Raw genomic sequence first — 25,437 nt, forward strand, 5'->3', positions numbered from 1 at the left:
TTCATTTGCACGTATCACCTTTCATTGCTTGTTTCTCGACAATTCAAGTATATAGAAATCGGTGATTACGTGCTTTTTTATTTATGAAATTTTTTCAAACCCCAACAAATATTATAGAGCCATTATTTTTACAGCTCCTCACGCAAAATTAGTTGAACAAGTAGCTATTAATAATAAAAAAGAAGATATTCAAATACCTTTTATTATTAAGGAACAAGCTTACAGTAAATCGAAATGCTGAAATAAGTTGGACTTGGCTCTTTTTGCAGCAAGAATTGTGCTTTTTCTTCATGAAAAGGGCTATAATCTTGAATAATACTCTGTAATCAAATTGGATATTTATGTTAAAATAGAGGCGTAAAGGGATGCACTTAACATAACTGGGAGGATACTTGAGAATTATAGGGGGAGTTACTGATAGATTTAAAAGTTAATAAAAATTATAATTGGTATATTTCGCAATAATTAAAAGAATAATAGGTTGAAAAAGTTCTATTGACATAATTATATTTTAAATAGTTTTTAATAAAAAGAAGGATGGTCGAGTGAGTGGATGTAATTGGTGAATATATAATTTGGTGCTTTAGGGAAGAAAACTTTAATATCTTTATTCAGTTAATTTTCCCATTTATTGCAGGTACTATTGGGGGTTGGCCTCATATGCTATTATGAAGAGAGATGGTGAATCTTTCGATCCAAAAAAACTAGATGGTAGCAAATCCTTACACGTTTGGTTAGGTGGTTTAGCTGGATTTCTTGCTGTCAATCTTTTAAATCCTAGTGGAAATATCGGGCAGGTACTTGTACTTGGTTTCGTGGCTGGATTAAGTGGAGTTACTTATTTGAAAAGAAATGCATTGGTTGAGTCACTAGAAGAAAAGAGGATGTTTGGTAAAGAAAAAAGTAAGTTAATTCAAACTGTACGTAATTTGAATCAGGGTGAGGTACCTACGCCGGATATTGATAATGAGGAAGAAGAATCTTTATTGAGAGAAATCGATGCTGAAGATGACTTTTCAAACGATGTATTAAAAAGAGAATGTGAACCAAAAGCCAATGATTTAAAATGTGATGAACAACCAGATGATGGTGAAACAAAATCTAGTGAACAATCAGAAGAGCAAACAGAAAATGGTGAACTAAAAGCGAATAATTTAAAACCTAGGGAACAACCAGATGATAAAAAAGAAAAAATAATGAATTAAAGATGAAAAATTTTGTGTTTTTAGGTTAAAATGAAGTTATAGGAAGGGGAGATGTTTAAATGACAGTTTTAGAAAAAGAAAAACCAACATTTAAGCCTTCAAAATATCTTTCAAACAACGATAGAGAAAAACTAAGACTACTTGAACTGGCTATTTTACAAAGTGAAAGTCTTAGTGAACTTAAGCAATATGAGAAAGAATTAGAGCGGTTAATTAAAAAGGCGTATTTAAGAAAAAAAAGACGTATTTCGGAATAGGAAAAGCATTAGGTTTTAGATTAATTAATAAACTATAAAAAGAATCCGTCTACTTTATAAAATTAAAGATAATGTACATCACATATATTAGTGGTGTACTTTTTATTTTGTAGCCCTCTTATAATTTACTTAAGCAACGGGGCTGTTTAGTTGAACAAAATTTTTAAAAAGACAGAAAATTAAAGGAGCGTGGTCTGATTATAACCACTTTATCCTCAGTGCTTATAACTTTTTTTATAATGGCTTTCATTCTTACTTTTAAACGTTCTTGGACAATTAATTTTATGATATGGGGCGTGTTCTTAGCGATAATTTTACGCCTATATTCACTGTTGCTGGTTCATTCATTTATAGAGACATTACACAAGATGGATTTGCAGGAATAGGATTTCTGTTTGTATTCGTGCCTCTTGAAATAATTGCAATCCTAATGTTTATTGTTGGATGTGTAGGAAGTATAACGAAAAAAATAAATAAGAAAAAGAAACAAAATGAAAATCCATCTAATGTTCCAATATAATTACTTAATTAAAATAATAGGATCTATAGTCCAATAAGGAAATGTAATTAACATCATCAGCAATCGGGCGCAATTTACAGCAAGAATTGTGCTTTTTTTCATGAAAAGGGCAGATTGTTCACTTTAACTTGACACAAATTAGAATTTACTCTAATATGCAAGTATCCACTTGCATACATAATATAATGAGGAGTTAATCATGGATACTCGTGAAAGAATTTTACAAGCAACTATAGAATTAATAATGGAAAAAGGATTTAAAGGAGCAACTACACGTGCAATTGCACAGAAAGCAGGTGTCAATGAAATAACATTGTTTCGCCATTTTAATAATAAGATGGGTATTGTAAAAGCTGCTTTTGAAAAAGTATCTTACGTTCCTTCTCTTTCAAAGGCCATAAAGGAAAATGTTGAATGGGATTTAGAAAAAGACTTATTGATGTTTTCAAAATTGTATCAACAACTTTTATACGAAAACCGTGATTTAATTATGATTAGTTTAAAAGAAGCGGCCTTACTTTCTGAACTTCAACAACATATTACAGATATTCCTCGGCAATTGAAAGAAAATTTAATTGAATATTTTAATTCAATGAGAGAAGCAGGGAAATTAATTGAGACAAATGTTGAAGCTCAAGCATTGGCATTAATATGGATGAATTTTAGTTTTTTTATGTCTCGATCACAACACGATAACAAGATTACTGATTTAACTGAGGAAGAATTTTTAAAGAATACTGTCAGGGTTTTGGCTAGAGGGTTAACACTCTAGTTAATTTTTTTATTAAAATGCAAGTATGCACTTGCTTTCAATTTATCGAAAGAAGGGGGAATAACATGTTTGAAGTAATACTTATGTCTGTTGAACGGTTTTTACTGGCTCTTATTGTGGGTGGAGGGATTATTATGGCGGTATGTGTTCGTCCACTATTGTTACAAAATTTAAAACAGAAAGATAAACTAGCGTTTGTTAACTTAATTGAGGGGATTTCCATTAATGTATGGAATCGGTATAACATAGTGGCATTTGTAGCTACAGCCATTATGCTGGCTTTGGACATTCTTAGAATTATAATCAGAATTAAATACTCTTATTGGGAGCTAGTCTTAGAAACTATAATTTTATTTTTGTTATTTTTAAAAATCACTTTAGATAAATCATTAAAGAAAAGGCTTTTGGAGTATGGAAATTCTGCTATTAATAGTTCAGAGCAAAATAAAGGGCATCAACTAGTAGAGTTGTTATCTAAAGTTATTCTTTTATTAGCAATAATATTATTGATTATACCACTTCAAATATGAAGTTCTTTCTAATAAGAAAGAAGAAGTAGTAAATCATAAACTTTCTTTAGGGGTAATCTGTTTACTGAACAATCGGCGCTTTCCTTGAATAAGGAAAGTGTTTTTAATAAAGGGCCATATTGTGGTGCAATTTCTTTAAAGGAAAATTGATGTCTTCTAAAAATTTTTAATTAAGATAATAAAATTATGTAGTTAAAAGAATGCGTAGTTCTAGTTGAATAATAGACAAAAAAGACATTCATTTCGAATGTCTTTTAACTGATATTTTCTTTAGTAGCAATATCCTTCACAACATCTTCTAGAGTAAGACTTTTTAAAACCTTCTCCATTGCTAATTGAGCCGATGTAAATAATGGTTCAATTGCATTCTGAATGTTTCTACCTACAGGACATTCAGGATTTGGATTATCATGGACAGTAAATAACTCTCTTTCCTGTACAACATTCACTGCCTTATATACATCAAACAGTGTAATTTCAGATAATTCTTTTGCGAGTTCAGCGCCTGCAACACCTGGTCGGACGTTTACCAATCCTGCCGTTTTAAGCATGCCCATAATTTTCCTGATCACAGCAGGATTTGTATTTACACTTCCTGCTAAAAACTCTGAAGTACTTATTCCACTTTTATTTATCTCAATAAGAGCTAATATATGAATACCTACAGAAAATCGACTACTAATTGACATTTTATCACCTTTCATCATACATAGATGTAACATAATAATACACCTGTAATTCATTTTATTACAAGTATAATTCAAGCCGAATTAATAATGAATGAGCGAATAAAGTAATATGGAATTGAAAAGAATAATAAAAGTGTTGACATGTATATTAAATGTAATTAATATGATTACAGGTAATCGAATAGGTTACAACTGAATAGGAGGATTTTAAAATGAAAATTGCAATTATTGGAGCAAGTGGTAAAGCGGGAAGTCTTATTTTGAAAGAAGCTGTTAGTCGTGGACATGAAGTGACGGCTATTGTAAGAGATGCTTCAAAACTTGATGATAAAAACGTTGCGATTATTGAGAAAACTATATTTGATCTTACATCCAATGATGTGAAAGAGTTTGACGTAGTTGTTAACGCATTTGGTGCGCCTCTTGGTGAAGAGCAAGCACATGTTGATGCTGGGCATGCATTAATTGAGACGCTAAAAGGAACTAATACAAGAGCAATTATTGTAGGCGGAGCTGGAAGTCTTTATGTAGACGAAAACAAAACAGTTACAGTAATGGAAACACCTGATTTCCCAGATATATTTATCCCAACAGCAAAAGGACAAGGACGTAATTTACAAGAATTGCGGGAAACTTCTAATATTACATGGACGTTCATTAGTCCTTCTGCTATGTTCGATGCGGAAGGAAAAAGAACTGGTTCATATAAGTCTGGCAAAGACCATCTTTTGGTTAATTCAAAAGGTGAAAGTTATATCAGCTATGCAGACTATGCTATTGCAGTAGTGGATGAAATTGAAAATCCTCAACATATAAATGAACGTTTTACAGTTGTCGGGGAAGCAGAATAAGTATTTACAATTGGAAAATAATTAAGTGCCATTAGTGTTTACGCTAGTGGCATTTTGCTTTCTCGTTATGGTGTTGGATTAAATATCTATCGGGGAAAGTTAGAGAAAAATGGGATGCCAAAATTACAAGAGGATTCAATTTACCAACACGTTTTGTATTGCATATGTTTGACCGGTTGTTCCGAGAGGTAAAACTCTAACACGCGACAAAAAGATGAATAAGCATCTTGTTATATCTTTTGCCTTGAATTAGCTAATGAGGTTATTCTATAATACATTTGCTTTTCGTAAAATATCAACAGGAGTAATTTGAACTTCCTAAAACAAAAAGCAGCTCACATTGCGATTGATACTGTAAATGATTGACCAGAGAGGGTTAATTAAGAATAAGTAATTATAAATGGAGCCATATTTTAGTTATTCCATTGAAGGACGCTTTTCTGAAAAATAAAGAGAGCGTCTTTCTTTATAAATAGGGCCATATTGCGGAGTAAAGTAAACACTATTTTATATAATGCAATCAGGATTGTAAAGGATTACACTTAAACTAACGGGACAGCTTAGTTAAACAATCAACTTATAAACTAATAATTTTGTAGTGAAGTATCTGAATATGATTTAATTTTTGTTAAGGGCTATATAGGACCACTATTTGAGTAAATTGGAACACATAGTTTTCTACAACATTAAAGAAGGGAGGGGTTATATGGAAAGCGACTGGATCAAAGCTATTGATTCTCTTTCCAAAATTAAAGTTTATTCAAATCCAAATAACGAGCCAGTTACCATAAATGGTGACGCTGATGATATAAAATGCATAGGTATCGGTACAGATGCCGCCGTTTTTCAATCACTTTCTGCCCCAGCTTATGCATTTAAATTATATGCCAAGGACAAAATAAACAAAGTAAAGGTTGAAGCTAATGTTTATCAAATTTTAGGGGATTCACCTTTTTTTCCAACATGTTTTGCTTCATACGACGAATACCTAGTTTTAAGTTACGAGAAAGGGAAAACACTCTTTGACTGTATTTTACAAGGTATTCACATTCCGGAACAGGTTGTAAAAGATGTGGAGGTTGCAAGAGAATATGTTCGGAATAAGGGACTTAACCCACGTGATATTCATTTGAAGAATATTATACTGCAAAATGGAAGAGCAAAAATAATAGATGTCTCTGAATACACAATGTCAGGTAATGATTTTCGATGGGAGCATCTAAAAAAAGGTTATGAGCAATACTATCACTTAATAGATGGAAATTCCGTTCCTTTTTGGCTAGTAGAAACGATTCGAAAGTGGTATAACAATCGGGTGGATAATTCATCTTCATATGAAGAGTTCACAAAAAATATTTTAAAACTTTTATATAAAAAATAGGTGAACTTGCTCTATTCAAAACATTTGTTCAAGAATTTTGATTATTGAATGCGGGGCTTTGTTGAGCTAAGATCTTGGGCGTATTTCTCTAAGAAATGCGTCTATTTTCATATGATAACCATATTTGACAGCGAAATTTATAGTTTATTTAACCAAAGAAGTTAGTATATAACGAGGATTTTAAAGTAACGGAAAAGATGAGACTCCACAATTGAGTGCTATTGTGGAGAAACAGAAGTAAAAATAATCGAACCTATTTATAAAACCTAAATTGCTAAAAATAACCCATTTTGAACAATCTTTTTTCAAAGTGGGTTGTTTTTATTTATCATAAAATGTAGTTTACAAGACATTTTTAATCAAACCTCATTTTAAAGCTACAAATAACGCTATTATTGAAAAGTGAAATATAAAATTTAATTTTCTGAAATTTGAGAAAAAAGAGTTGACGCAAAAATTACAAATCATTAGAATGTAATTAAGCTACAAATATATTTATATTTTTCTGTAGTTTAACTACATGAAGAGTTAGGTGATTTAGGATGGACAATGGGTTGGAACGTATTAGACAAGGTATTCCAATATTAAAACCATCAGAAAAGAAAGTATCAGATTATATTTTGAACAACCCAAAAGACGTTTTGCATATGCCGATTGCACAATTATCTAAAGCAACGAATACAAGCGAGGCAACCATTATACGTATGTGCAAAGCTCTTCAGTTTAAGGGATACAGGGATTTAAAGCTAAGTATTGCTGCTGCAATTCCGCAAAATAAACCGATTGAGCATAACTACCAAGAAATTTCTGCTGAAACAAGTCTTTCTGAAACAATTCAACAAATTGTCTCTAATAATATTTATTCCATTAAAAATATTACTGCAGTCAATGATGAAGAAGATTTAAAAAAAGTAATTCATGCATTAAATACTGCAAGGAAAATAATCATTATTGGCGTAGGTGCTTCAGCGATTGTTGCACTGGATTTTGAACAAAAATTAAAACGCATTAATAAATGGTGTGAAGCATTAACAGATAGCCATTCACAATTAGTATCAGTAACGAACTTAAATAAAGAAGATGTACTTTTTGCAATTTCATATTCAGGAGAAACAAAAGAAATACTTAATTCAGTAAGTATAGCGAAGGAAAATAATACGAAAATAATTTCACTAACTAGTTATAGTAATAACACATTACAAAAAACTTCAACATTCACTCTATTTGTAACCTCAACAGAAAATACAATACGAAGTGCTGCAACCGCCTCTAGAATTTCACAACTTACCCTAATCGATATTTTATATACAGGAATAGCCTCTATACATTTTGATGAATCAGTAAATTATCTAGAGAAAACTAGAGAAGTAATAACAAGGTTTTCAAAATAACAAAATATTAATATTGTAAGCCAAAACGTTTAAGTTTGTTTAATTGGTATTAACCATTAATCACTACAAAACTATTATTCTATTTTGTAGTGAATAACAGGTTTACATAAATTGAAAAAGAGGTGTTGAAATTGAAGAATTCGGTTTACAAAAAAAGCTGGTTATTTTTGCTCGCTGCACTTCTTCTCTTTGTTCTAGCTGCATGTACTAATGATACAACCTCAGAGGATACTGAAACAGAACAACCAGAAACTACAGATGAAGGAACGGAAGAAGCAGGCTCTGGCGAAATTTCAGGACAATTAGAAATACAATATTTCGTAGGTGGATATGGAGATGAATGGTGGAAAACAGTCATCGAAGATTTCAAAAAAGCTTATCCTGATGTAGAAGTTATTGAACATGCTGGTCCAGATATTAATACAGAAATGAACACAAGATGGATTTCGAATGATCCACCTGATGTAGTTTACATTGATGGAAATGGCTCTAGTGAAACACAAATGATTAGTGAAGGGCAACTAATGGATATTAGTGAATGGGCTAAAGGCATCACTATGGAAAATGGAACGCCATTATTAGATAGCTTTATTTCGCCAGCTGAGGAATTAGATGGCGGGAAAATTTATAGTTTACCTCTTGTGTTTGATACTTGGGGCGTTTGGTATGACGGTAACTGGTTTGAAGAACAAGGCTGGGAAGCACCAACCGACTTTGATAGTTGGATAGAATCCATGAAAACTATAAAAGAAGAGGCTGGTATTGCACCATTTATTACGACTGGTCAATATGCTCAATACTTCCAACGAGGCGTCCTATATCCTGCCTTTGCTGCTGCAGGTGGTGAAGAGCTTCTAAATAATTTATCAAATGGCGTTGTTGAGGCATGGGAAAGCGAAGAAGCGTTAGAGGTTATGAAGAAAGTTGAAAAAATTGTAGATGAAGGTTTAGTAGATGAAGGTTTTGCAGCATACAGTCATACACAATCACAAATGAATTTCTTGCTGCATAAAAATGCCTACATTCCAGTTGGCTTCTGGCTGCCAAATGAAATGATTAACGATACACCTGAAGGATTTGAATATTCATTTGTACCAACACCAATGAATGATTCTGGAAATCCAATGGCATTAATCCCAGATATTCGTCCTGTTGCAATTGCACAAGAAGCAGATAATCCTGAAGCGGCAAAAGCCTTCCTTGAATTTATCTTTACAGAAAAATATGCTCAAGCATTTGCTGAATCAACTGGCGCTATTATGAACTTAAAAAATATTGATCTCTCTGCAAATAATAACGTTCCTTCATTTTTAAAAGGAATTAATGAGATGATTAATAACCCTGGAGCAATTCAAATTTACGAAAGAAATACTCCGGTAGATGCTAAAGAACAGGAAATAAATGTTGAAATAACTAATGAAATCAAATTACAAATTGTCGAGATTTTAATGGGCAGAATTGATGCAGAAGAATTTGTTCAAAGAATGACAAATAAAGCAAAAGAATTACGGGGAAGTTAATCTTTTTAAATAGTGCTACTAGAAACTAAGAAAAGTAGCAATTAATGTTGAAAGATGATAAAAATCTGCAGGACTCTACAGGAAAAGCGTGCGGCTGATACCCCACAGGCTCACGGGTGTTAAAAGTGAACGAAGCATATTAACACCACAACCTTGTGGCAACGGCTTTGTGACTAACATCGTGTAGGCCTGAGGAGGCTCAGGCCACGCCTGTGGAAAGGGAGCAGATTTTTATCAATCTCTACATAATTTAATAGAAAGAGGTGATGGGTGTGGTTCAATCAAAAAAACAAAAATATCTCTTTTTGTCTTTTTGTTTACTCCCAACCTTTATAGTGTTCTGTATATTTACTGTCTACCCGATGCTAGGGGGGCTTTATTTTTCTTTCTTTGATTGGTCAGGTACTAGCTCTGTAAAAGAATTTATTGGATTAGACAATTATAAGCAGCTATTAAATGATTCTGTAATTCCAAAAGCGATATTAAACGATTACTTTTTCGTATTCGTAAAGGTTTTTGGAATAATGATTTTATCACTTTTTTTCGCTGTAGCATTAACACAGCTTCGTATTAAAGAGGCACCGTTTTATCGAATTGTGTTCTTTTTTCCGAATATAATGTCTGTCGTAGTAATAGGGATATTATGGCAATTTATTTATGATCCGAATATTGGAATTGTAAATAGCTTATTAAAAGCAATTGGTCTAGAACAATGGGCAAAACCATGGTTAGGGGATATGACATGGGCATTGCCAAGTATTGCGATACCTGCAATTTGGGCAGGGATAGGACTATTTATGCTATTGTTAATGGGCGGCATTACGAGTATTTCAAAGAGCTTATATGAGGCCGCGGAAATTGATGGAGCTAGCGAATGGCAGCAGTTTTGGAAGATAACGGTTCCGTTAATTTGGCCGCAAATCAAAACGTCAATTATCTATATTGTTATTACTTCTTTAAATGGATCCTTTGTTCTTGTTCAAGTTATGACTGGTGGAGGACCTGGAATTGCAACAGAAGTTTTAGGATCTTATTTATATCAAAGGGCATTTGAAGATTTTAAATTTGGTTATGGGGCTGCGATTGGCGTATTAATTCTAGTTATATCACTTTTAACTGTAATCATTTTGCAATTCATATTGAAAAAGGAAAAAGTTGAGTATTAGGAGGGAGGTCATAAATATGATTAGGGCTTTATCTAGATTAGCTGTAAGAATTCCATTATTGATTTGGTCTTTTATCGTCGTTTTCCCTCTAATATGGATGTTTATTGGTGCATTTAAAACGAATGCAGAAATTTTTGCTTCACCATGGGCTTTACCCCAAAAGCTAAACTTCCACAATTTTGTCTCTGCTTGGTCGGATTACAGCATTGGAAGTGCCTTTGCAAATAGTTTGTTTGTTACCCTTTTAGGAACATTGTTATGCTTAGCCTTTTCCATCCCAACAGCATATGCACTTGAAAGATTGCGTTTTAAAGGAAGCGAAATCTTACTGAACACTTATTTAGCCTCAATGATGATTCCTTCAGTTTTAGGATGGATTCCTTTATTCTTTTTACTATTAAAATTTAACATGCTGGATAATTTATGGGCATTGTCTTTAATTTATGCTGTATCCCATATTCCATTCACTATTTTCATTTTAATTAGTTTTATGGGAAATGTACCAAAAGAATTGGAAGAAGCAGCAGCTATTGATGGTATGACTCCTTACGGTATTCTTTTTAAAATTGTAACTCCGTTAGTAAAATCAGGTATTATAACAGCTTCGATTTTAAACGCCATATCCTTCTGGAATGAGTATTTTATGGCTTTAATTTTATTGCAGGAAGATAGTAAAAATACTTTGGGTGTCGCAATGGATTTATTAAAAACAAATGCACAATATGAAAGTGCTTGGGGTGTACTGTTTGCAGGTCTTTGTATAGCGGTAATTCCAGTAATTATATTCTATTCTATATTCCAACGCCATATTGTCAAAGGAATGACAGAAGGTGCGATTAAGTAATAGCGAAATAGAATATTAGATAATTGTTACGTTTGGAAGGGGAATGTAATGTTTCAGAAAGTTTCGGAATTTTTAAAAAAAGAAGTACAAGAAGAACATATACCTGGCGTGGTCATTGGCGTTACAACAGCAGAAACAACAATCTACCAACAAGCCTTCGGATATGCTCATTACTCAAAAAAGATCCCCATGACTAAGGAAACAGTTTTCGACTTAGCCTCTCTAACAAAGGTGATTGCTACGCTGCCTTCTATTCTGCAACTGTTGGATAAAGGCGAGCTAGATTTAGACGATTCTTTTGCATACTATTTTCCACAATTTGAGAAATATCATGGGGAACTTACAATAAAGCATTTATTAACACATACGAGTGGTTTTCAGCCTGAGATTAAATTCTATCAAAAGGACATCTCAAAAAATAAAACGGTATCTTTTATATCAAAAGTTAAAGATAAGAAAAAAACAGGGAAACAGGTAATTTATAGTGATTTGAATTTTATGCTTCTTGGCAGTCTTGTGGAAAAGGTTACAGGAATGTCCTTAGCCGAATATACAACTAAGTTCATTTATGAACCATTAGGAATGAAAAAAACATATTTTAATCCTCCGAAAGATGAATTAAATCACATTGCAGCAACTGAATTTATTGAATCCTTAAACGACTTTCAATGGGGAAAGGTTCATGACGAAAATGCCCACTATTTTGGTGGTATAAGTGGACATGCCGGTTTATTTTCCAATCTAGAGGATCTATCTTTATTTGCAAGAATGATTTTAAACGATGGCGTTCATAAGGAAAGTAGGATTCTTTCATCACAATCCATTGCGTTAAGTTCGGAATCATTTACAAAAAATTTAAATTTAAATAGAGGGTTAGGTTGGCAGTTGTATGATACCCCTTCATTTTCAGGGCAATTTTTGCAAAATGGTTTTGGTCATACAGGCTTTACTGGAACATCAATTTGGTTTTCTAAGGAAAGGCATTATGCAGTAATTCTACTTACAAATCGTGTACATTTTGGTCGGAAAACAGATATTAGTCGACTGAGAAGAATTGTTCATAACTTAATAGCACTGGAAACGACGTGAACTTTCAAAATAAAGAGGGAGCGATTATGGAACTTAAAAAAACAGAGAAAAGATGGATTGGTATAGATGGGGGAGGGTCAAAAACAAGTTGTGTAATAGGAGATGAACAGGGACAGATTTTATCATTTGCCTTAGGCACATCTAGCAATATACACTCCATTTCACCTCAAAATGTTTTTCATACTCTAACTCAATTAATTAACAAAGTAATAGAGGAGTCCAAATCCACAATTCATCAGATTGAATCGATTCAACTTTGCTTAGCTGGTGCTGACAGAGAGAATGATCAAAAAGTGATTACAGAATTTTTTAAAGATACTCTATATGAAGAGAAAATAAAGATTAGAAATGATGCAGAAGCTGCTTTAGCTTCGGGTACATGGGGACAATCTGGGATTCTATTAATAGCAGGCACAGGTTCAATTGTTTATGTAATTTGCAATGAAACAAATGAAAGAATGCGTGTCGGAGGGTGGGGCTACTTGCTCGGAGATGAAGGAAGTGGATTTTACATTGGGCAGAGAGCATTGAGAGCAGTTCTGAAAGCATACGACTGCAGAGGCCAAAAAACAGTTTTAACAAATCTAGTATTAGATCATTTTAAAGTACAACAGGTGCCAGAACTCCTAAAGCTGTATTCAGATGAAAATTATGTGCCAGAAGTGGCAAGAATCTCCCAACTTGTATTGGAGGCTGCGAAAAAAGAGGATCCGGTTGCAATAGAGATTTTGCAGGATGCTGTTTTCGAGCTAGTTCAAATGGTGAAGGTGGCTTACCACCATTCTGCATACAAAAAATTAATGCTTGTATTACATGGTGGACTTTTTTCAGATGCGTATTTTAAAAATTTATTTCTGAAAAATTTAAAACCAGTTATTGGAGATGTCGAAATCGCTCAACCAGAATTACCAGCAGTACTTGGTGCGTATTTATTAGCGATTAAAGAATCTGGTCTATTAATTGACGACAAGTTCAAAAAGAATATTAACTTTTCTTGGAATAAGTTAAATCATCAATAAAAGGATGCAGTTTGAAGAGGTGCTTAAGACGCATTCTTAAGTAAAGGAGTTTTATGTATGGAACTATCAAAACTGACGACAGAGAGTAGAAATCCTGCTAGTACAATGTTAGATCAGATGACTATAATGGAAATTTTACAAACAATAAACAATGAAGACAAATCAGTTGCCTTTGCTGTTGAAGAAGTATTGCCAGTAGTAAAAAGGGTTATTGAGAAAACAGTGGAGTCGTTAACAAATGGAGGAAGACTTTTTTATATTGGATCCGGTACGAGTGGCAGAATTGGCATGATGGATGCTTCTGAATGTCCTCCAACATTTATGACTTCTCCAGAAATGGTACAAACGATTATGGCAGGTGGGAATAAAGCCTTTTTTCAAGCGGTTGAAAATGCAGAGGATGACGAGAATCAGGGAGAGATCGATTTAATTTCAAGAAATCTAACGAAAAATGATGTGGTCATTGGGATAACTGCTAGTGGTAGAACTCCTTATCCTATTGGTGGTATTAAATATGCTAAAAAAATTGGTGCATTTACTGTAGGACTTTCAAGCAATACCAACTCACTCATTAATCAATATACAGATGAGGGGATTGAGGTTGTAGTAGGTCCTGAAGTATTAACGGGTTCGACAAGAATGAAAGCAGCAACTGCTCATAAATTGATTTTAAATATGATAAGTACAGCAACAATGGTGAAACTAGGGAAAGTATACGAAAATCTTATGGTCGATGTTAATGCCAATAATTTCAAGCTAAAGGAAAGAGCGAAAAATATCCTTATGGAGACTACCCACATTTCCTATGAAAAAGCGGAAAACGTATTAGAGGAAACAAACTACGAAGTAAAACCTGCAATCGTTATGATGAAAACCAATTCCAGCTATCAACAATCACAATCTGCTCTACAAATTTGCAATGGAAATGTAGGGCAAACGATAACTTATTTGTTAAACAATAAGACCATTGAATGATTGAAGAATGATAGAAGAACCTTCTTACTTTACAAAAAACTTAGAGAATTGTATGGGTAAATCCTCATAAAGAAAGGGTAATAATTAATGACACAACAAATGGACCATATTCTAATTAAAAACGGAACTGTTTATTTAGAAAATAGTATTTTAAAAAAAGCTTCTATTTTAATAGCAGAAGGAAAAATTACAAAAATTATTTTGGATGATGTTATAAACATTGAAAATTTAACTGTTGTTGATGCCACTAATCTTTATATTATTCCTGGTTTTATTGATGGACATATCCATGGAGCGCGCGGTTTTGATGTGATGGATGCTACAGAAGAGGCACTTGATACAATTGCGCAATATTTACCTCAGGAAGGGGTAACGAGTTTTCTTGCTACAACGATTACCCAGTCACATAAAAATATCGAAAAAGCATTAGTAAATGCAGCACAATACAAAAATAAACCGAAGCAGGCAGAAATGATTGGAGTGCATCTGGAAGGTCCATTTGTAAATGAAAAAAAAGCTGGTGCACAACCAAAGAAATATATCGAATTGCCAAGTATTGAACTATTTAAAAAGTGGCAAGAGCTTGCAAACTATAAAATTAAAACAATTACTTTAGCACCTGAACTAGATGAAAAGGGAGAATTTATCCGTTATTTATTTAATGCGGGTATAAATGTTTCAGCAGGACATACTGATGCAAGTTTTCATCAAATAAAAACGGCAGTTGAGCGTGGAGTTCGACAACTAACTCATCTGTGTAATGCAATGAATGGAATTCATCATCGGGATATTGGTGCTGTCGGAGCTGCTTTTCAATTAACCCCATTAAGGTCAGAACTAATTGCGGATGGAATACATGTTTCGCAAGAAATGCTGCAAATCGTTTATGACAATATCGGCAGTGAAAGAATTATTCTAGTATCGGATGCGATGAGGGCAAAGTCGCTTGGACCAGGTGACTATGAGTTAGGAGGTCAGCTAGTAAAAGTGATTAAAGATAAGGCTGTTTTAAAAGATGGAACATTAGCAGGCAGTATTTTAAAAATGCAAGATGCTGCTTTACAGATGCTTAGATTAGAAAACGTAACTATTCAAGATATTATAAAAATGACTTCTACAAATATAGCAAAGCAGCTTGGTATTGATGATAGGAAAGGGGTTATCGAAAATGGGAGGGATGCTGATATAGTAATTATTGATTCAAATTTTACAATCAAGTACACAATCTGTCGCGGTCAAATTTCTTACAAGGGAAAATGATGATGAAAATCATAAAAGTTACAGATTATGAAGAGATGAGTCAAACTGCATGTAATATTATTTTGGGTAAAGTAAAGGATAAGAAGCATCTCGTACTTGGATTAGCAACCGGTTCTACTCCTGAAGGGTTATATCGTTGTATGATTCAAGCATATAAAGAAGGTAAAATATCCTTTCAGAATATAGTAACCTTTAATTTAGATGAGTATCTTAATTTACATCAAGATCATCCAAATAGCTATCACCATTATATGAAGAAAAAATTTTTTGACCATATTGATATTCCTAAGAAGAATATTCATTTACCAGATGGAATGGCAACGAGCTATATTCAAGAGTGCCAACAATATGATGAAAAAATTCGACGTGCAGGGAATATTGATATCCAAGTCCTTGGTTTAGGCGTAAACGGACATATTGGATTTAATGAACCAGGCACTTCTTTTAAAATTAGGACACATGTTGTTAATTTAGATCAAATTACACGAAAAACAAATTCAAAGTTCTTTCGAGATATTCAAGATGTCCCAAAAAAAGCAATCACAATGGGAATTGCAAACATAATGGAGAGTAAAGAAATACTATTGCTAGTTTCAGGGAAAAAGAAGGAGTTGGCATTAGCAAGGTTAATAAACGAGGAAATTAGTGAACAATTTCCAGCGTCAATATTGAAAAGACATCAAAATGTGACAATAATCGCTGATCGTGCTGCACTACCCAATTTGTGCAAAGAAAATAGGCACTAGTTTTTATAGTGAGTTAAACACTAGTATGAGAGGAATGATAGAATGGCAGAATTACGTCTTGAAAATATTCAAAAAAAGTATGGCAAAGATGTATTAGCGGTTGAAGATTTTAATCTGCATATACAGGATAAAGAATTTATAGTTTTTGTTGGTCCTTCTGGCTGCGGGAAATCTACTACTCTACGAATGATTGCAGGGTTAGAGGAAATTTCAAGTGGGGAGTTGTACATCGATGGAATGAAGGTGAACAATGTACCACCAAAGGATCGTGATATTGCAATGGTTTTTCAGAACTATGCCCTTTATCCGCATATGAATGTTTATGATAATATCGCATTTGGTTTGAGATTACGAAAGTTTAGTAAAAAAGAAATCGATCAACGGGTGAAAAAAACGGCAAAAATTCTTGGGTTAGAGGAATATTTGAAAAGAAAACCAAAAGCATTGTCAGGTGGACAACGTCAAAGGGTGGCATTAGGACGTGCGATTGTACGGGAAGCAAAAGTGTTTTTAATGGATGAACCGTTATCAAATTTGGATGCAAAATTACGTGTGCAAATGCGTACAGAAATTTTAAAATTGCATCAACAATTACAAACAACAACGATTTATGTTACACACGACCAAACAGAAGCGATGACGATGGCCACACGAATTGTCGTAATGAAAGGAGGGAAAATACAGCAAATTGGAACGCCGAAAGAAGTTTATGACCATCCAAACAATGTATTTGTAGGCAGTTTTATTGGATCGCCTCCGATGAATTTCCTGCACGGTCGATTTGAGGATAACCATTTCTTTGTAGATGATATCCAAATAGAAGTGCCTGTAGAAAAAAGAAAATTGCTTCAAGACAAAGGCTATTCAAAGAAAGAAGTAATTTTGGGATTTCGTCCAGAAGATATACAAGAGGAAGCTGATAATGTTGTGAAGAATAGTTCTAAAATACAAGCAATCGTAGAAGTTGCTGAATTATTAGGAGCAGAAACATGCCTCTATTCCAAAATAAAAGAACAAGAATTTATAGCACGAGTAAAAGCAAATACAGAGATATCTAATGGGGCAACTGTTAGTTTTGTAATTAATATGGAGAAAGCACACTTTTTTGATACTGAAACAGAAGAGGTTATAAAATAGGCATTTAACTTAAGCCTCTTCAATATTACAAGCAGCCTTCATATAAAAGCAGAAAAGGAGCGAGTAGATGGGGAAGAAAATACGACAATTAGGAGTGAAAATCGGCAAGATGCCTGTTGGAACTAACAATTGTATTACCGATATTGCTGGAGTGAAAGTAGGGCATGTCACCCTCGACTATCCATTAGATCAAAAAGGTGAATATGCCTGTACAGGTGTAACGGCGATTTTACCTCATGGTGGAAATTTATTTCAACAAAAGGTAACTGCAGCAAGCTATGTGTTAAACGGTTTTGGGAAGACAACCGGGCTATTGCAAGTAAATGAATTAGGTTTAATTGAATCGCCTATTATGCTTACTAACACTTTTGCGGTCCCTGCTGTTACACAAGGAACACTTCAATATATGCTGGATAGGAATGAAGATATCGGTATACATACAGGGACGATTAATATTGTCGTAGGTGAGTGCAATGATAGTTATCTAAACTCAATTAGAGCTTGCCCAGTAACTCCATATCATGCAATAGAAGCAATTCAAAAAGCTTCTGAAACGATTGCTGAAGAAGGAGCTGTTGGTGCGGGTAAAGGGATGATTTGCTTTGGATATAAAGGAGGAATCGGATCCTCTTCGCGAATAGTTGACGTAGAGGGAGAGGATATGTCCTATACGGTAGGATGTATGGTTCTAAGCAATTTTGGAAGTAGCGGAGAGTTTTTGATTGATAACTATGTTTCTTCAAGTCGCCAAATTCTATCAACAATATCTCCAACAGACGGGTCAATTATCATTGTGCTTGCAACAGATGCCCCCCTTAGTAGTCGCCAGCTTTTACGTGTCATTAAGAGATGCGGCATTGGGTTAGGTAGAACAGGCAGTCATTTTTCACACGGCAGTGGGGATATTGTCATTGGCTTTTCTACTGAAAATAAAATTCAGCACTCAACTAACGCGTTATTAGAAACTCGTACACAACTGCGTGAGGATCATCCAGTTATAAACGCACTATTTACAGCGGCGGCAGAGGCAACAGAGGAAGCAATCATTAATTCTCTTTCTCAGGCTGAAACTACTGTGGGTCGTAACGGAAATATTGTTCATGCTTATCAGTTTTAAGAAGGTATTAATGGTACTGCAATAAAGCATTAATGATAATCATCAAATAAAGGAGGAACGAGTATTATGAAAGTATATATTAGTGCGGACCTAGAGGGGATTACAGGTACGACTGCATGGATTGAAACGGAATTAAATACACAGGATATCCAACCATTTTTAAAACAAATGACGAAGGAAGTGGAGGCTGCCATCGAAGGAGCAATCGCCGGTGGGGCAACAGAAATAGTATTAAAGGATGCGCATGATTCTGCACGAAATCTTGATATTTCAAATTTACCTCTAAATTGTAAGGTGATTCGCGGGTGGACAGGTGAACCAATGTGTATGGTAGCAGGTCTTGATGCTAGTTTTGATCGAGCGATATTTATTGGCTATCACAGTAAAGGTGGAAGTCATCGAAATCCATTAGCACACACACTCGTTGTAAATGCTGATGTGAAAATTAACGGTGAATATGTTAGTGAATTTTTAATCAATACGTATGCAGCTGCATTGCATGGTGTACCAGTTGCATTTGTAAGTGGTGATGTGGGTTTAACAGAGGAAATAAAAAGTGTAAATGAAAACATCATCACCTTTGCAACAAAAGAAGGAATTGGAAGCGCAACAATAAACGTCAGTCCGAGGCTGACAATTGAAGAAACGAGAAACCTTGTAGAAAAAGCGATGAAAGTAGATAGAGATTTACTCCATGTTAATTTGCCAGAAAAATTTATCGTGGAAATTATTTACCGAGATCATACACGGGCTTACAGAAACTCATTTTACCCAGGTGCAACTTTTAAGCCACACAATACAGTAGAGTTTATAACAGATGATTTTTACGAAGTATTACGTGTTTTACAGTTTTTAACGTAGGACAATATTTTATTATTCATTTAATAAAAATAGCTGAACAAGAAGAAATATCACTACAGCTTTTTAAACGCCGCTAAAATCTCTGTAATGAATTCTGAATATTAAGATAAATGAATATCTAGATATTCTTATGCTTGTATGAAAAATCTAATTGCTGGTCGTCTACTTCATGGAATATCGAATATCAGATGGGGCTAGAATTGGATTTTCATTATAAAAAGACAATAAAAGTGAGGAGGGGTTAAATGAAAAGGATTTGCTTATTGTTACTAGCTGTTATCTTTGCATCATTTTTAGCAGCATGTAGCAACAAAGATGATGAGTCTTCAGGTGAAATCTCAGAATTCCGCAAAGTTTATGCTGGCGAGATAAAAACATTAAATTACTTAAAAACTGCTGAAGCGAATGAGTTTGCGATGTCTGCGAACCTAATTGATGGGTTAATTGAATACGATAAGTACGGAATTGTGCAGCCAAGCTTAGCAGTAGAATGGTCAGCAAATGAAGATAGCACAGTTTGGACTTTCAAAATTCGTGAGGGAGTTAAATGGGTGAATCATGAAGGGGAAGAGTATGCAGAGGTTGTCGCTCAAGATTTTGTAGATGGACTAAATTATGTGTTAGATGCAAAAAATGAGTCATCTACCGCGTGGATTGCAACAGTTGTGAAAAACGGTAATGCTTTCTACAATGGTGAAATTACAGATTTCTCTCAAGTAGGCGTCAAGGCACTCGATAAATATACATTAGAATACACATTAGAAAATCCGACACCTTATTTCCTTTCGATGTTGAATTATGTCTGTTTCTTCCCGGTAAACGGAGACTTTTTAGCTGACAAAGGTGAAACGTTTGGTACAACTAGGGAAACAACTCTCTATAACGGAGCTTACATTTTAGAAAAATTTGAACCTCAAAATGAACGTGTACTTGTAAAAAATGAATCATATTGGGATAAAGACAATGTGTTCATTGATCGACTCCGCTTTAAATACAACAAAGAGGCTTTAACTGTAGCACCAGAATTGTTTTTACGGGGAGAAATCGATTCAGCAGACATTCCAACATCGGTAGTTGAGGAATGGTTTAATGATGAAGAGAAAAAAACAAAGCTTCGTCAAATTCAAAATAACTTCTACACGTATTTTTATGCATTAAACTTTAACCCACAATACGATGCAGAATATGAACCGGAAAATTGGAAAATCGCTGTCAACAACAAGAACTTCCGCAAATCATTGTTCCATGCACTTGATCGTAAATCCGCAATGTTAACAACTGAACCATTCAATCCAGAAAGTTTGTTGAATAACACAATCACACCGAAAAACTTTGTCGATGTAGAAGGTGTGGATTATACACAACTTGCTCCATTGGCGGATATCTCGAATACAGATTCATTTAATGCAGATTTAGCATTAGAGTACAAAGAGAAAGCATTAACAGAACTTGAAGGGAAAGCTACTTTCCCGGTTAAGGTGGTAATGCCATACAACTCTAGTATGCCAGACTGGGCAAACCGTACACAAGTTGTGGAACAGCAACTTGAGAATCTCTTAGGGGCAGATTATATTGACGTTATTGTAGAACCAGGCCCATCTACTGGTTTTTTATCTGAAGTGCGTCATCCAGGAAAGTATTCATTAATGGAAGTTAACTGGGGACCAGACTATGCTGACCCATCATCCTATACAGATCCATTTACTGAAGGGGGAACATACAACAAGCCAGAACTTGCTGAAGGGTACACAGAAGCAAATGGAAAATCTAAATACCAAAACATGGTAGATGCAGCGAAAGCGGAAATGGATATAGCAAAACGCTATGAACTGTTTGCAGAAGCAGAAAGTTTCTTAATTGAGGAGGCATTTGTCATTCCGTATGCGGTAGGTGGCACTGGCTATATTGCATCCAAATTAAATCCATTTGAGGCACAATATTCACCATTTGGCGTAACTTTAGAGAAATTTAAAGGTCAAAAAGTATTAGCAGAACCAATGAGCAATGAAGAGTTTAAAGAAGCGTTAGCTCAATGGGAAAAAGAGCGTGCCGAAGCATTAGCAAAAGCAGGTAAATAAGAGGAAGGAAAAATAAATTAATTAGAAGGGGATGGCCGAGACCAGCTTTCGCATCTCCTTCATTCTGTTTATCTTAATTGATAGTAGGGAGGGTAAATGGATGTTGTGGTATATAGGAAAACGATTGTTACAGTCAATCGTAACACTATTTATTATCGTTACGATTGTTTTCGCATTATTACGCTTAATGCCTGAAGAAGGGTATTTAGGAGCTGCTGCTGAAAAAATGTCACCGGAACAACAAGAAATTTACTTAACGAACTTAGGACTTCGTGATCCGCTAATCGTTCAGCTTGGAAATTTTTATGCGAGTTTGTTGCAAGGGGATTTAGGAACTTCTGTAACATATCGGACGGATGTACCTGTTACAACAATTATATCTGAAAAAATAATGTACTCATTGTTTTTTGGGTTAGGTGCAGTTGCCCTGTCACTAATTGTAGGAGTGCCACTTGGTATTTTAATGGCTCAAATGAAAGGGCGTTGGCTAGATCGATTGGGAACTGGCTACATCGTATTTGTTGTTGCTGTCCCTGCGGCCGTTTACTATATTTTTATTCAAATGTATATAACAGAAATTTTCAATTTACCGATGCTCTTTGACGAATATAATCCTATCAGTTGGTTATTACCGTTAACTTCAATGGCATTGGCTCCAACCGCTTCCTATGCTATGTGGATGCGCCGCTATATGGTGGATGAGTTAAACAAAGACTACATTAAACTAGCACGTGCAAAAGGTGTGAAAGAACGAACATTGATGTTCAAACATGTTATGCGCAATGCTTTTATTCCTTTGGCGCAGTACTTACCTGCAACCATTTTATTTACAATTATGGGTTCAATATATATCGAATCTTTATATTCAATCCCAGGTATGGGTGGGTTGCTTGTTGATGCTATTCAGCGTCAAGATAATGCCGTCGTACAAGGGCTAGTTTTGATTTTCTCCTCTTTGGGAATCATCGGATTGTTTTTAGGAGATTTAGCGATGGCACTTGTAGATCCTCGAATTAAATTAGGAAAAGGGGAGAGTGTGCGTTAATGGGATTGTACTCAGAGGAAATTTCAAATATTTCAAATAGGGCTAGTGAAAATCTATTTGATTTTGCAATTGTAGATGAAAAGAAAGCAGAACAAACTGGCTACTCTAATTATTCTTATTGGCGTTCAACCTGGAAGTCATTTTTGGAAAATCGTTTTGCTGTTTTTTTATTAATAGTCGTTCTTAGTATCATCACCTTTGTGATTATCCAACCATACTTACCCTATCAAAAATCGCCAACCGAGATTTATATTGATGAACAAACTGGTTCGCAGGCGCGAAACATTGCACCAAATGCTGAGTTCTGGTTTGGCACAAATTCAATTGGACAAGATTTGTGGTCCCGTATATGGGCGGGAACAAGAACCTCCCTTCTGATTGGCTTTATCGTGGCATTAGTGGAAGTAATTGTAGGAATTACAATTGGTGCAATATGGGGATTCTCCCGTAAGCTTGAAGCACCGATTACACAAGTTTATAACATCGTCGAAAATATCCCAACGACAATTGTCTTAATTTTGATGTCCTATATTTTACGACCAAGTATATCGACTATCATCATTGCAATGTGTATTACTGGTTGGGTGGAAATGGCAAGGTTTATTCGAAATCAAGTTGTCATTTTACGGGATCGTGAATACAATTTAGCATCCAAATGCTTAGGTACACCAAGCAGCAGAATTATCTTAAAAAATCTATTACCATATTTAATTTCCATCATTATGCTGCGTATGAGTTTAGCAATTCCATTTGCGATTGGCTCAGAAGTTTTTTTAACATATATCGGTTTAGGGTTGCCTATTAGTGAACCATCTTTAGGTAACCTAGTAAATGAAGGCCGTGTATTAATGATGTCCCCGGATTTACGTTATCAATTAATTTTTCCAAGTGTTGTATTAAGTGTTATTACCATTGCATTCTATATTATTGGGAACGCATTTGCAGACGCTGCAGATCCGAAAAATCATGTGTAAGGGGAGATAACGATGGAAGCCACTCAAACAAAATCTACCATTCTATCAATTCACAATTTAGTAATCAAATTTAAACTACGTGGTAAAGTGTTAACGGCGATTCGTGATATTTCTCTTAATCTTTATAAAGGTGAGAGTCTTGCAATTGTAGGAGAGTCCGGTTCGGGTAAATCAGTTCTCGTAAAATCCATTATGGGCCTGCTGGATAAAAACGGTTTTATCGATCATGGGGCGATTATATACAACGATGAAGATTTAGCACACTTTCAAACAGAAAAGGATTGGCTGAAAATTCGAGGTAAAGAAGTCGCGATGGTAACACAAGACCCAATGACCTCATTAAACCCTTTAAAAACAGTTGGAAAGCAAATTGAGGAATGTGTCATTTTACATCAAGGATTAAGGGGCAAAGCAGCCTACGAAAAAACATTACAATACTTAAAAGATGTTGGGATTTATGATGTAGAAAAACGCTATAAGCAATATCCACATGAATTTTCAGGTGGGATGCGCCAGCGAATTGTAATTGCTATTGCCATTGCATGCAAGCCGAAAATTTTAATTTGCGATGAGCCAACAACTGCACTTGATGTAACAATTCAGGCACAGATTCTTCAGCTATTAAAAAATTTGCAACAACAATATGGACTAACAACAATTTATATTACCCATGACTTAGGTGTCGTTGCAAAAGTAGCGGATCGCATTGCTGTTATGTATGCAGGGGAGATTATCGAGGTTGGCCAAAGCCATGAAGTATTTTTCAATGGAAAGCACCCTTATACATGGGCACTTCTGTCATCGCTGCCCCAATTAGGGACAAAAGGGGAAGAACTTTATTCCATTAAAGGGACACCACCAAATCTGTTTAAAGACATTAAAGGGGATGCCTTTGCACCGCGTAATCCATATGCATTAAACATTGATTACGAGGAACGACCACCGTTTTTTAAAGTAAGCGAAACCCATTATGCAAAAACTTGGTTATTGCATCCAAAGGCACCTAAGGTAGAGCCTCCTCATAACTTGCAGGCATTCTTTGAAGAAGGGAGACACTATACCTATGAGTAACAAGGAAGTATTACTTGAAGTGAAAAATCTAAATGTAGTCTTTGGTAAGGGGAAAAGTAAGTTTCAAGCAATTGATAATGTCAGTTTTCAAATTTATAAAGGTGAAACATTTGGGCTTGTTGGAGAATCGGGCTCTGGTAAGACGACAATAGGCAGGTCCATTATGCGTATTAATGAGATTACAGATGGCGAGATTTTGTTTCATGGAAAGCCTATCAACGGCAAAATCGCAAAAGATTGGGACCGCGAAATCACTCAAAAAATACAAATGATTTTTCAAGACCCAATGGCATCATTGAATGAACGTGCAAAAGTAGACTATATCATTTCAGAAGGGTTAATAAATATAAAGAAATATAAAGATAAAAACAGTCGTAGTCAGAAGGTGCGTAATACGCTGTTGGAGGTAGGATTACTCCCTGAGTTTGCAAGCCGCTTTCCTCATGAGTTCTCAGGAGGGCAGCGTCAACGAATCGGAATTGCTCGTGCACTCGTGATGGAGCCAGAGTTTATTATAGCAGATGAGCCGATTTCAGCTTTAGACGTATCCATTCGTGCACAAGTATTAAACTTATTGTCCAATTTACAAAAACAAAATGATTTAACCTATTTATTTATTGCCCATGATTTATCGATAGTTCGCTTTATTACTGATCGAACAGCGGTTATTTATAAAGGGAAAATTGTTGAGCTGGCTGAAACTGATAAATTATTTTCTAAGCCCATTCACCCTTATACGCGTGCCTTGTTATCAGCAGTTCCTGAACCGAATCCGGTGAAAGAGCAGGAAAAAGTTATTGAGATTTATGATCCAACTCAGCACAACTATGAGGCGGATCCACCTTCCTTCATAGAAATCGAAGAAGGTCACTTTGTGCTCGCAAACGAAGAGGAAATGATACGTTACCGTATTATGTTGAAGATAGGGGTGTAACTTAA

The 25,437-nt window shown here is 34.9% G+C and carries 25 protein-coding genes; 24 read left to right on the forward strand and 1 reads right to left on the reverse strand.

The window, feature by feature from the left end; genetic code table 11:
• Window positions 1–668 precede the first annotated feature (668 nt).
• The 5 genes from EKG35_RS01880 to EKG35_RS01900 all read left to right on the forward strand — a co-directional run bounded on the left by EKG35_RS01880 (window position 669) and on the right by EKG35_RS01900 (window position 3,284).
• The gene (locus tag EKG35_RS01880; RefSeq protein WP_185807611.1) at window positions 669–1,205 is read left to right on the forward strand and encodes a hypothetical protein; all 537 of its coding nucleotides are present in this window, start codon (window positions 669–671) and stop codon (window positions 1,203–1,205) included.
• Between the two features lie 59 nt (window positions 1,206–1,264).
• Window positions 1,265–1,462: a hypothetical protein gene (locus tag EKG35_RS01885; protein ID WP_126292622.1), complete on the forward strand. Its 198-nt coding sequence runs from the start codon at window positions 1,265–1,267 to the stop codon at window positions 1,460–1,462.
• 289 nt (window positions 1,463–1,751) lie between these two features.
• On the forward strand, window positions 1,752–1,982 hold the full coding sequence (locus EKG35_RS01890) for a hypothetical protein (RefSeq protein WP_126292623.1): 231 nt from the start codon (window positions 1,752–1,754) through the stop codon (window positions 1,980–1,982).
• 199 nt (window positions 1,983–2,181) lie between these two features.
• On the forward strand, window positions 2,182–2,754 hold the full coding sequence (locus EKG35_RS01895; protein WP_126292624.1) for a TetR/AcrR family transcriptional regulator: 573 nt from the start codon (window positions 2,182–2,184) through the stop codon (window positions 2,752–2,754).
• Window positions 2,755–2,819: 65 nt separating this feature from the next.
• The gene (locus EKG35_RS01900; protein WP_126292625.1) at window positions 2,820–3,284 is read left to right on the forward strand and encodes a hypothetical protein; all 465 of its coding nucleotides are present in this window, start codon (window positions 2,820–2,822) and stop codon (window positions 3,282–3,284) included.
• A 254-nt stretch (window positions 3,285–3,538) separates the two neighbouring features.
• Here EKG35_RS01900 and EKG35_RS01905 read toward each other — a convergent pair whose 3' ends face one another.
• Window positions 3,539–3,973 (reverse strand): Rrf2 family transcriptional regulator, encoded by a 435-nt coding sequence (locus tag EKG35_RS01905; RefSeq protein WP_126292728.1) that lies wholly within the window; start codon window positions 3,971–3,973, stop codon window positions 3,539–3,541.
• A 212-nt stretch (window positions 3,974–4,185) separates the two neighbouring features.
• On the opposite strand from EKG35_RS01905, the gene EKG35_RS01910 reads away from it, so the two are divergent.
• From EKG35_RS01910 to EKG35_RS02000, 19 genes are all read left to right on the forward strand, one after another.
• Complete coding sequence (locus EKG35_RS01910) at window positions 4,186–4,824, forward strand: NAD(P)-dependent oxidoreductase (RefSeq protein WP_126292626.1); 639 nt, start codon at window positions 4,186–4,188, stop codon at window positions 4,822–4,824.
• Between the two features lie 706 nt (window positions 4,825–5,530).
• Window positions 5,531–6,205 carry a serine/threonine protein kinase gene (locus tag EKG35_RS01915; RefSeq protein ID WP_126292627.1) on the forward strand — a complete coding sequence of 225 codons (675 nt, stop codon included), beginning with the start codon at window positions 5,531–5,533 and terminating at the stop codon, window positions 6,203–6,205.
• A 542-nt stretch (window positions 6,206–6,747) separates the two neighbouring features.
• Window positions 6,748–7,596, forward strand: a complete 849-nt coding sequence (locus EKG35_RS01920) for a MurR/RpiR family transcriptional regulator (protein WP_126292628.1) — start codon at window positions 6,748–6,750, stop codon at window positions 7,594–7,596.
• 131 nt (window positions 7,597–7,727) lie between these two features.
• Entirely contained in the window at window positions 7,728–9,116 is a 1,389-nt protein-coding gene (locus EKG35_RS01925; protein ID WP_126292629.1) for an ABC transporter substrate-binding protein, read from the forward strand.
• Window positions 9,117–9,388: 272 nt separating this feature from the next.
• Window positions 9,389–10,282: a carbohydrate ABC transporter permease gene (locus EKG35_RS01930; protein ID WP_126292630.1), complete on the forward strand. Its 894-nt coding sequence runs from the start codon at window positions 9,389–9,391 to the stop codon at window positions 10,280–10,282.
• Between the two features lie 16 nt (window positions 10,283–10,298).
• Complete coding sequence (locus EKG35_RS01935; RefSeq protein WP_185807612.1) at window positions 10,299–11,126, forward strand: carbohydrate ABC transporter permease; 828 nt, start codon at window positions 10,299–10,301, stop codon at window positions 11,124–11,126.
• A gap of 48 nt (window positions 11,127–11,174) precedes the next feature.
• Window positions 11,175–12,215, forward strand: a complete 1,041-nt coding sequence (locus tag EKG35_RS01940) for a serine hydrolase domain-containing protein (RefSeq protein WP_126292631.1) — start codon at window positions 11,175–11,177, stop codon at window positions 12,213–12,215.
• A 26-nt stretch (window positions 12,216–12,241) separates the two neighbouring features.
• Window positions 12,242–13,234 (forward strand): N-acetylglucosamine kinase, encoded by a 993-nt coding sequence (locus EKG35_RS01945; RefSeq protein WP_126292632.1) that lies wholly within the window; start codon window positions 12,242–12,244, stop codon window positions 13,232–13,234.
• Between the two features lie 57 nt (window positions 13,235–13,291).
• Window positions 13,292–14,209, forward strand: coding sequence for an N-acetylmuramic acid 6-phosphate etherase (gene murQ / locus EKG35_RS01950; RefSeq protein WP_126292633.1), 918 nt, complete (start codon window positions 13,292–13,294; stop codon window positions 14,207–14,209).
• 87 nt (window positions 14,210–14,296) lie between these two features.
• Window positions 14,297–15,469, forward strand: coding sequence for an N-acetylglucosamine-6-phosphate deacetylase (gene nagA / locus EKG35_RS01955; RefSeq protein ID WP_246020130.1), 1,173 nt, complete (start codon window positions 14,297–14,299; stop codon window positions 15,467–15,469).
• Window positions 15,470–15,471: 2 nt separating this feature from the next.
• A complete protein-coding gene (nagB, locus tag EKG35_RS01960) occupies window positions 15,472–16,215 on the forward strand; it encodes a glucosamine-6-phosphate deaminase (RefSeq protein WP_126292634.1) in 744 nt (247 codons plus the stop codon).
• A gap of 42 nt (window positions 16,216–16,257) precedes the next feature.
• On the forward strand, window positions 16,258–17,352 hold the full coding sequence (locus tag EKG35_RS01965; protein WP_126292635.1) for an ABC transporter ATP-binding protein: 1,095 nt from the start codon (window positions 16,258–16,260) through the stop codon (window positions 17,350–17,352).
• A 67-nt stretch (window positions 17,353–17,419) separates the two neighbouring features.
• Window positions 17,420–18,469 carry a DmpA family aminopeptidase gene (locus EKG35_RS01970; protein ID WP_126292636.1) on the forward strand — a complete coding sequence of 350 codons (1,050 nt, stop codon included), beginning with the start codon at window positions 17,420–17,422 and terminating at the stop codon, window positions 18,467–18,469.
• A gap of 66 nt (window positions 18,470–18,535) precedes the next feature.
• Window positions 18,536–19,330, forward strand: coding sequence for a M55 family metallopeptidase (locus tag EKG35_RS01975; RefSeq protein WP_126292637.1), 795 nt, complete (start codon window positions 18,536–18,538; stop codon window positions 19,328–19,330).
• Between the two features lie 245 nt (window positions 19,331–19,575).
• Window positions 19,576–21,408 carry a peptide ABC transporter substrate-binding protein gene (locus tag EKG35_RS01980; RefSeq protein WP_126292638.1) on the forward strand — a complete coding sequence of 611 codons (1,833 nt, stop codon included), beginning with the start codon at window positions 19,576–19,578 and terminating at the stop codon, window positions 21,406–21,408.
• A 100-nt stretch (window positions 21,409–21,508) separates the two neighbouring features.
• Complete coding sequence (locus tag EKG35_RS01985) at window positions 21,509–22,453, forward strand: ABC transporter permease (protein WP_126292639.1); 945 nt, start codon at window positions 21,509–21,511, stop codon at window positions 22,451–22,453.
• Complete coding sequence (locus EKG35_RS01990) at window positions 22,453–23,427, forward strand: ABC transporter permease (RefSeq protein ID WP_126292640.1); 975 nt, start codon at window positions 22,453–22,455, stop codon at window positions 23,425–23,427. The genes EKG35_RS01985 and EKG35_RS01990 overlap by 1 nt, the downstream gene beginning before the upstream one ends.
• A gap of 12 nt (window positions 23,428–23,439) precedes the next feature.
• Window positions 23,440–24,498 carry an ABC transporter ATP-binding protein gene (locus EKG35_RS01995; protein ID WP_126292641.1) on the forward strand — a complete coding sequence of 353 codons (1,059 nt, stop codon included), beginning with the start codon at window positions 23,440–23,442 and terminating at the stop codon, window positions 24,496–24,498.
• Window positions 24,491–25,432, forward strand: coding sequence for an ATP-binding cassette domain-containing protein (locus EKG35_RS02000; protein WP_126292642.1), 942 nt, complete (start codon window positions 24,491–24,493; stop codon window positions 25,430–25,432). The genes EKG35_RS01995 and EKG35_RS02000 overlap by 8 nt, the downstream gene beginning before the upstream one ends.
• The last annotated feature ends 5 nt before the right edge of the window (window positions 25,433–25,437 follow it).

Source organism: Lysinibacillus telephonicus, from assembly GCF_003966145.1.
GTDB lineage: Bacteria > Bacillota > Bacilli > Bacillales_A > Planococcaceae > Ureibacillus > Ureibacillus telephonicus.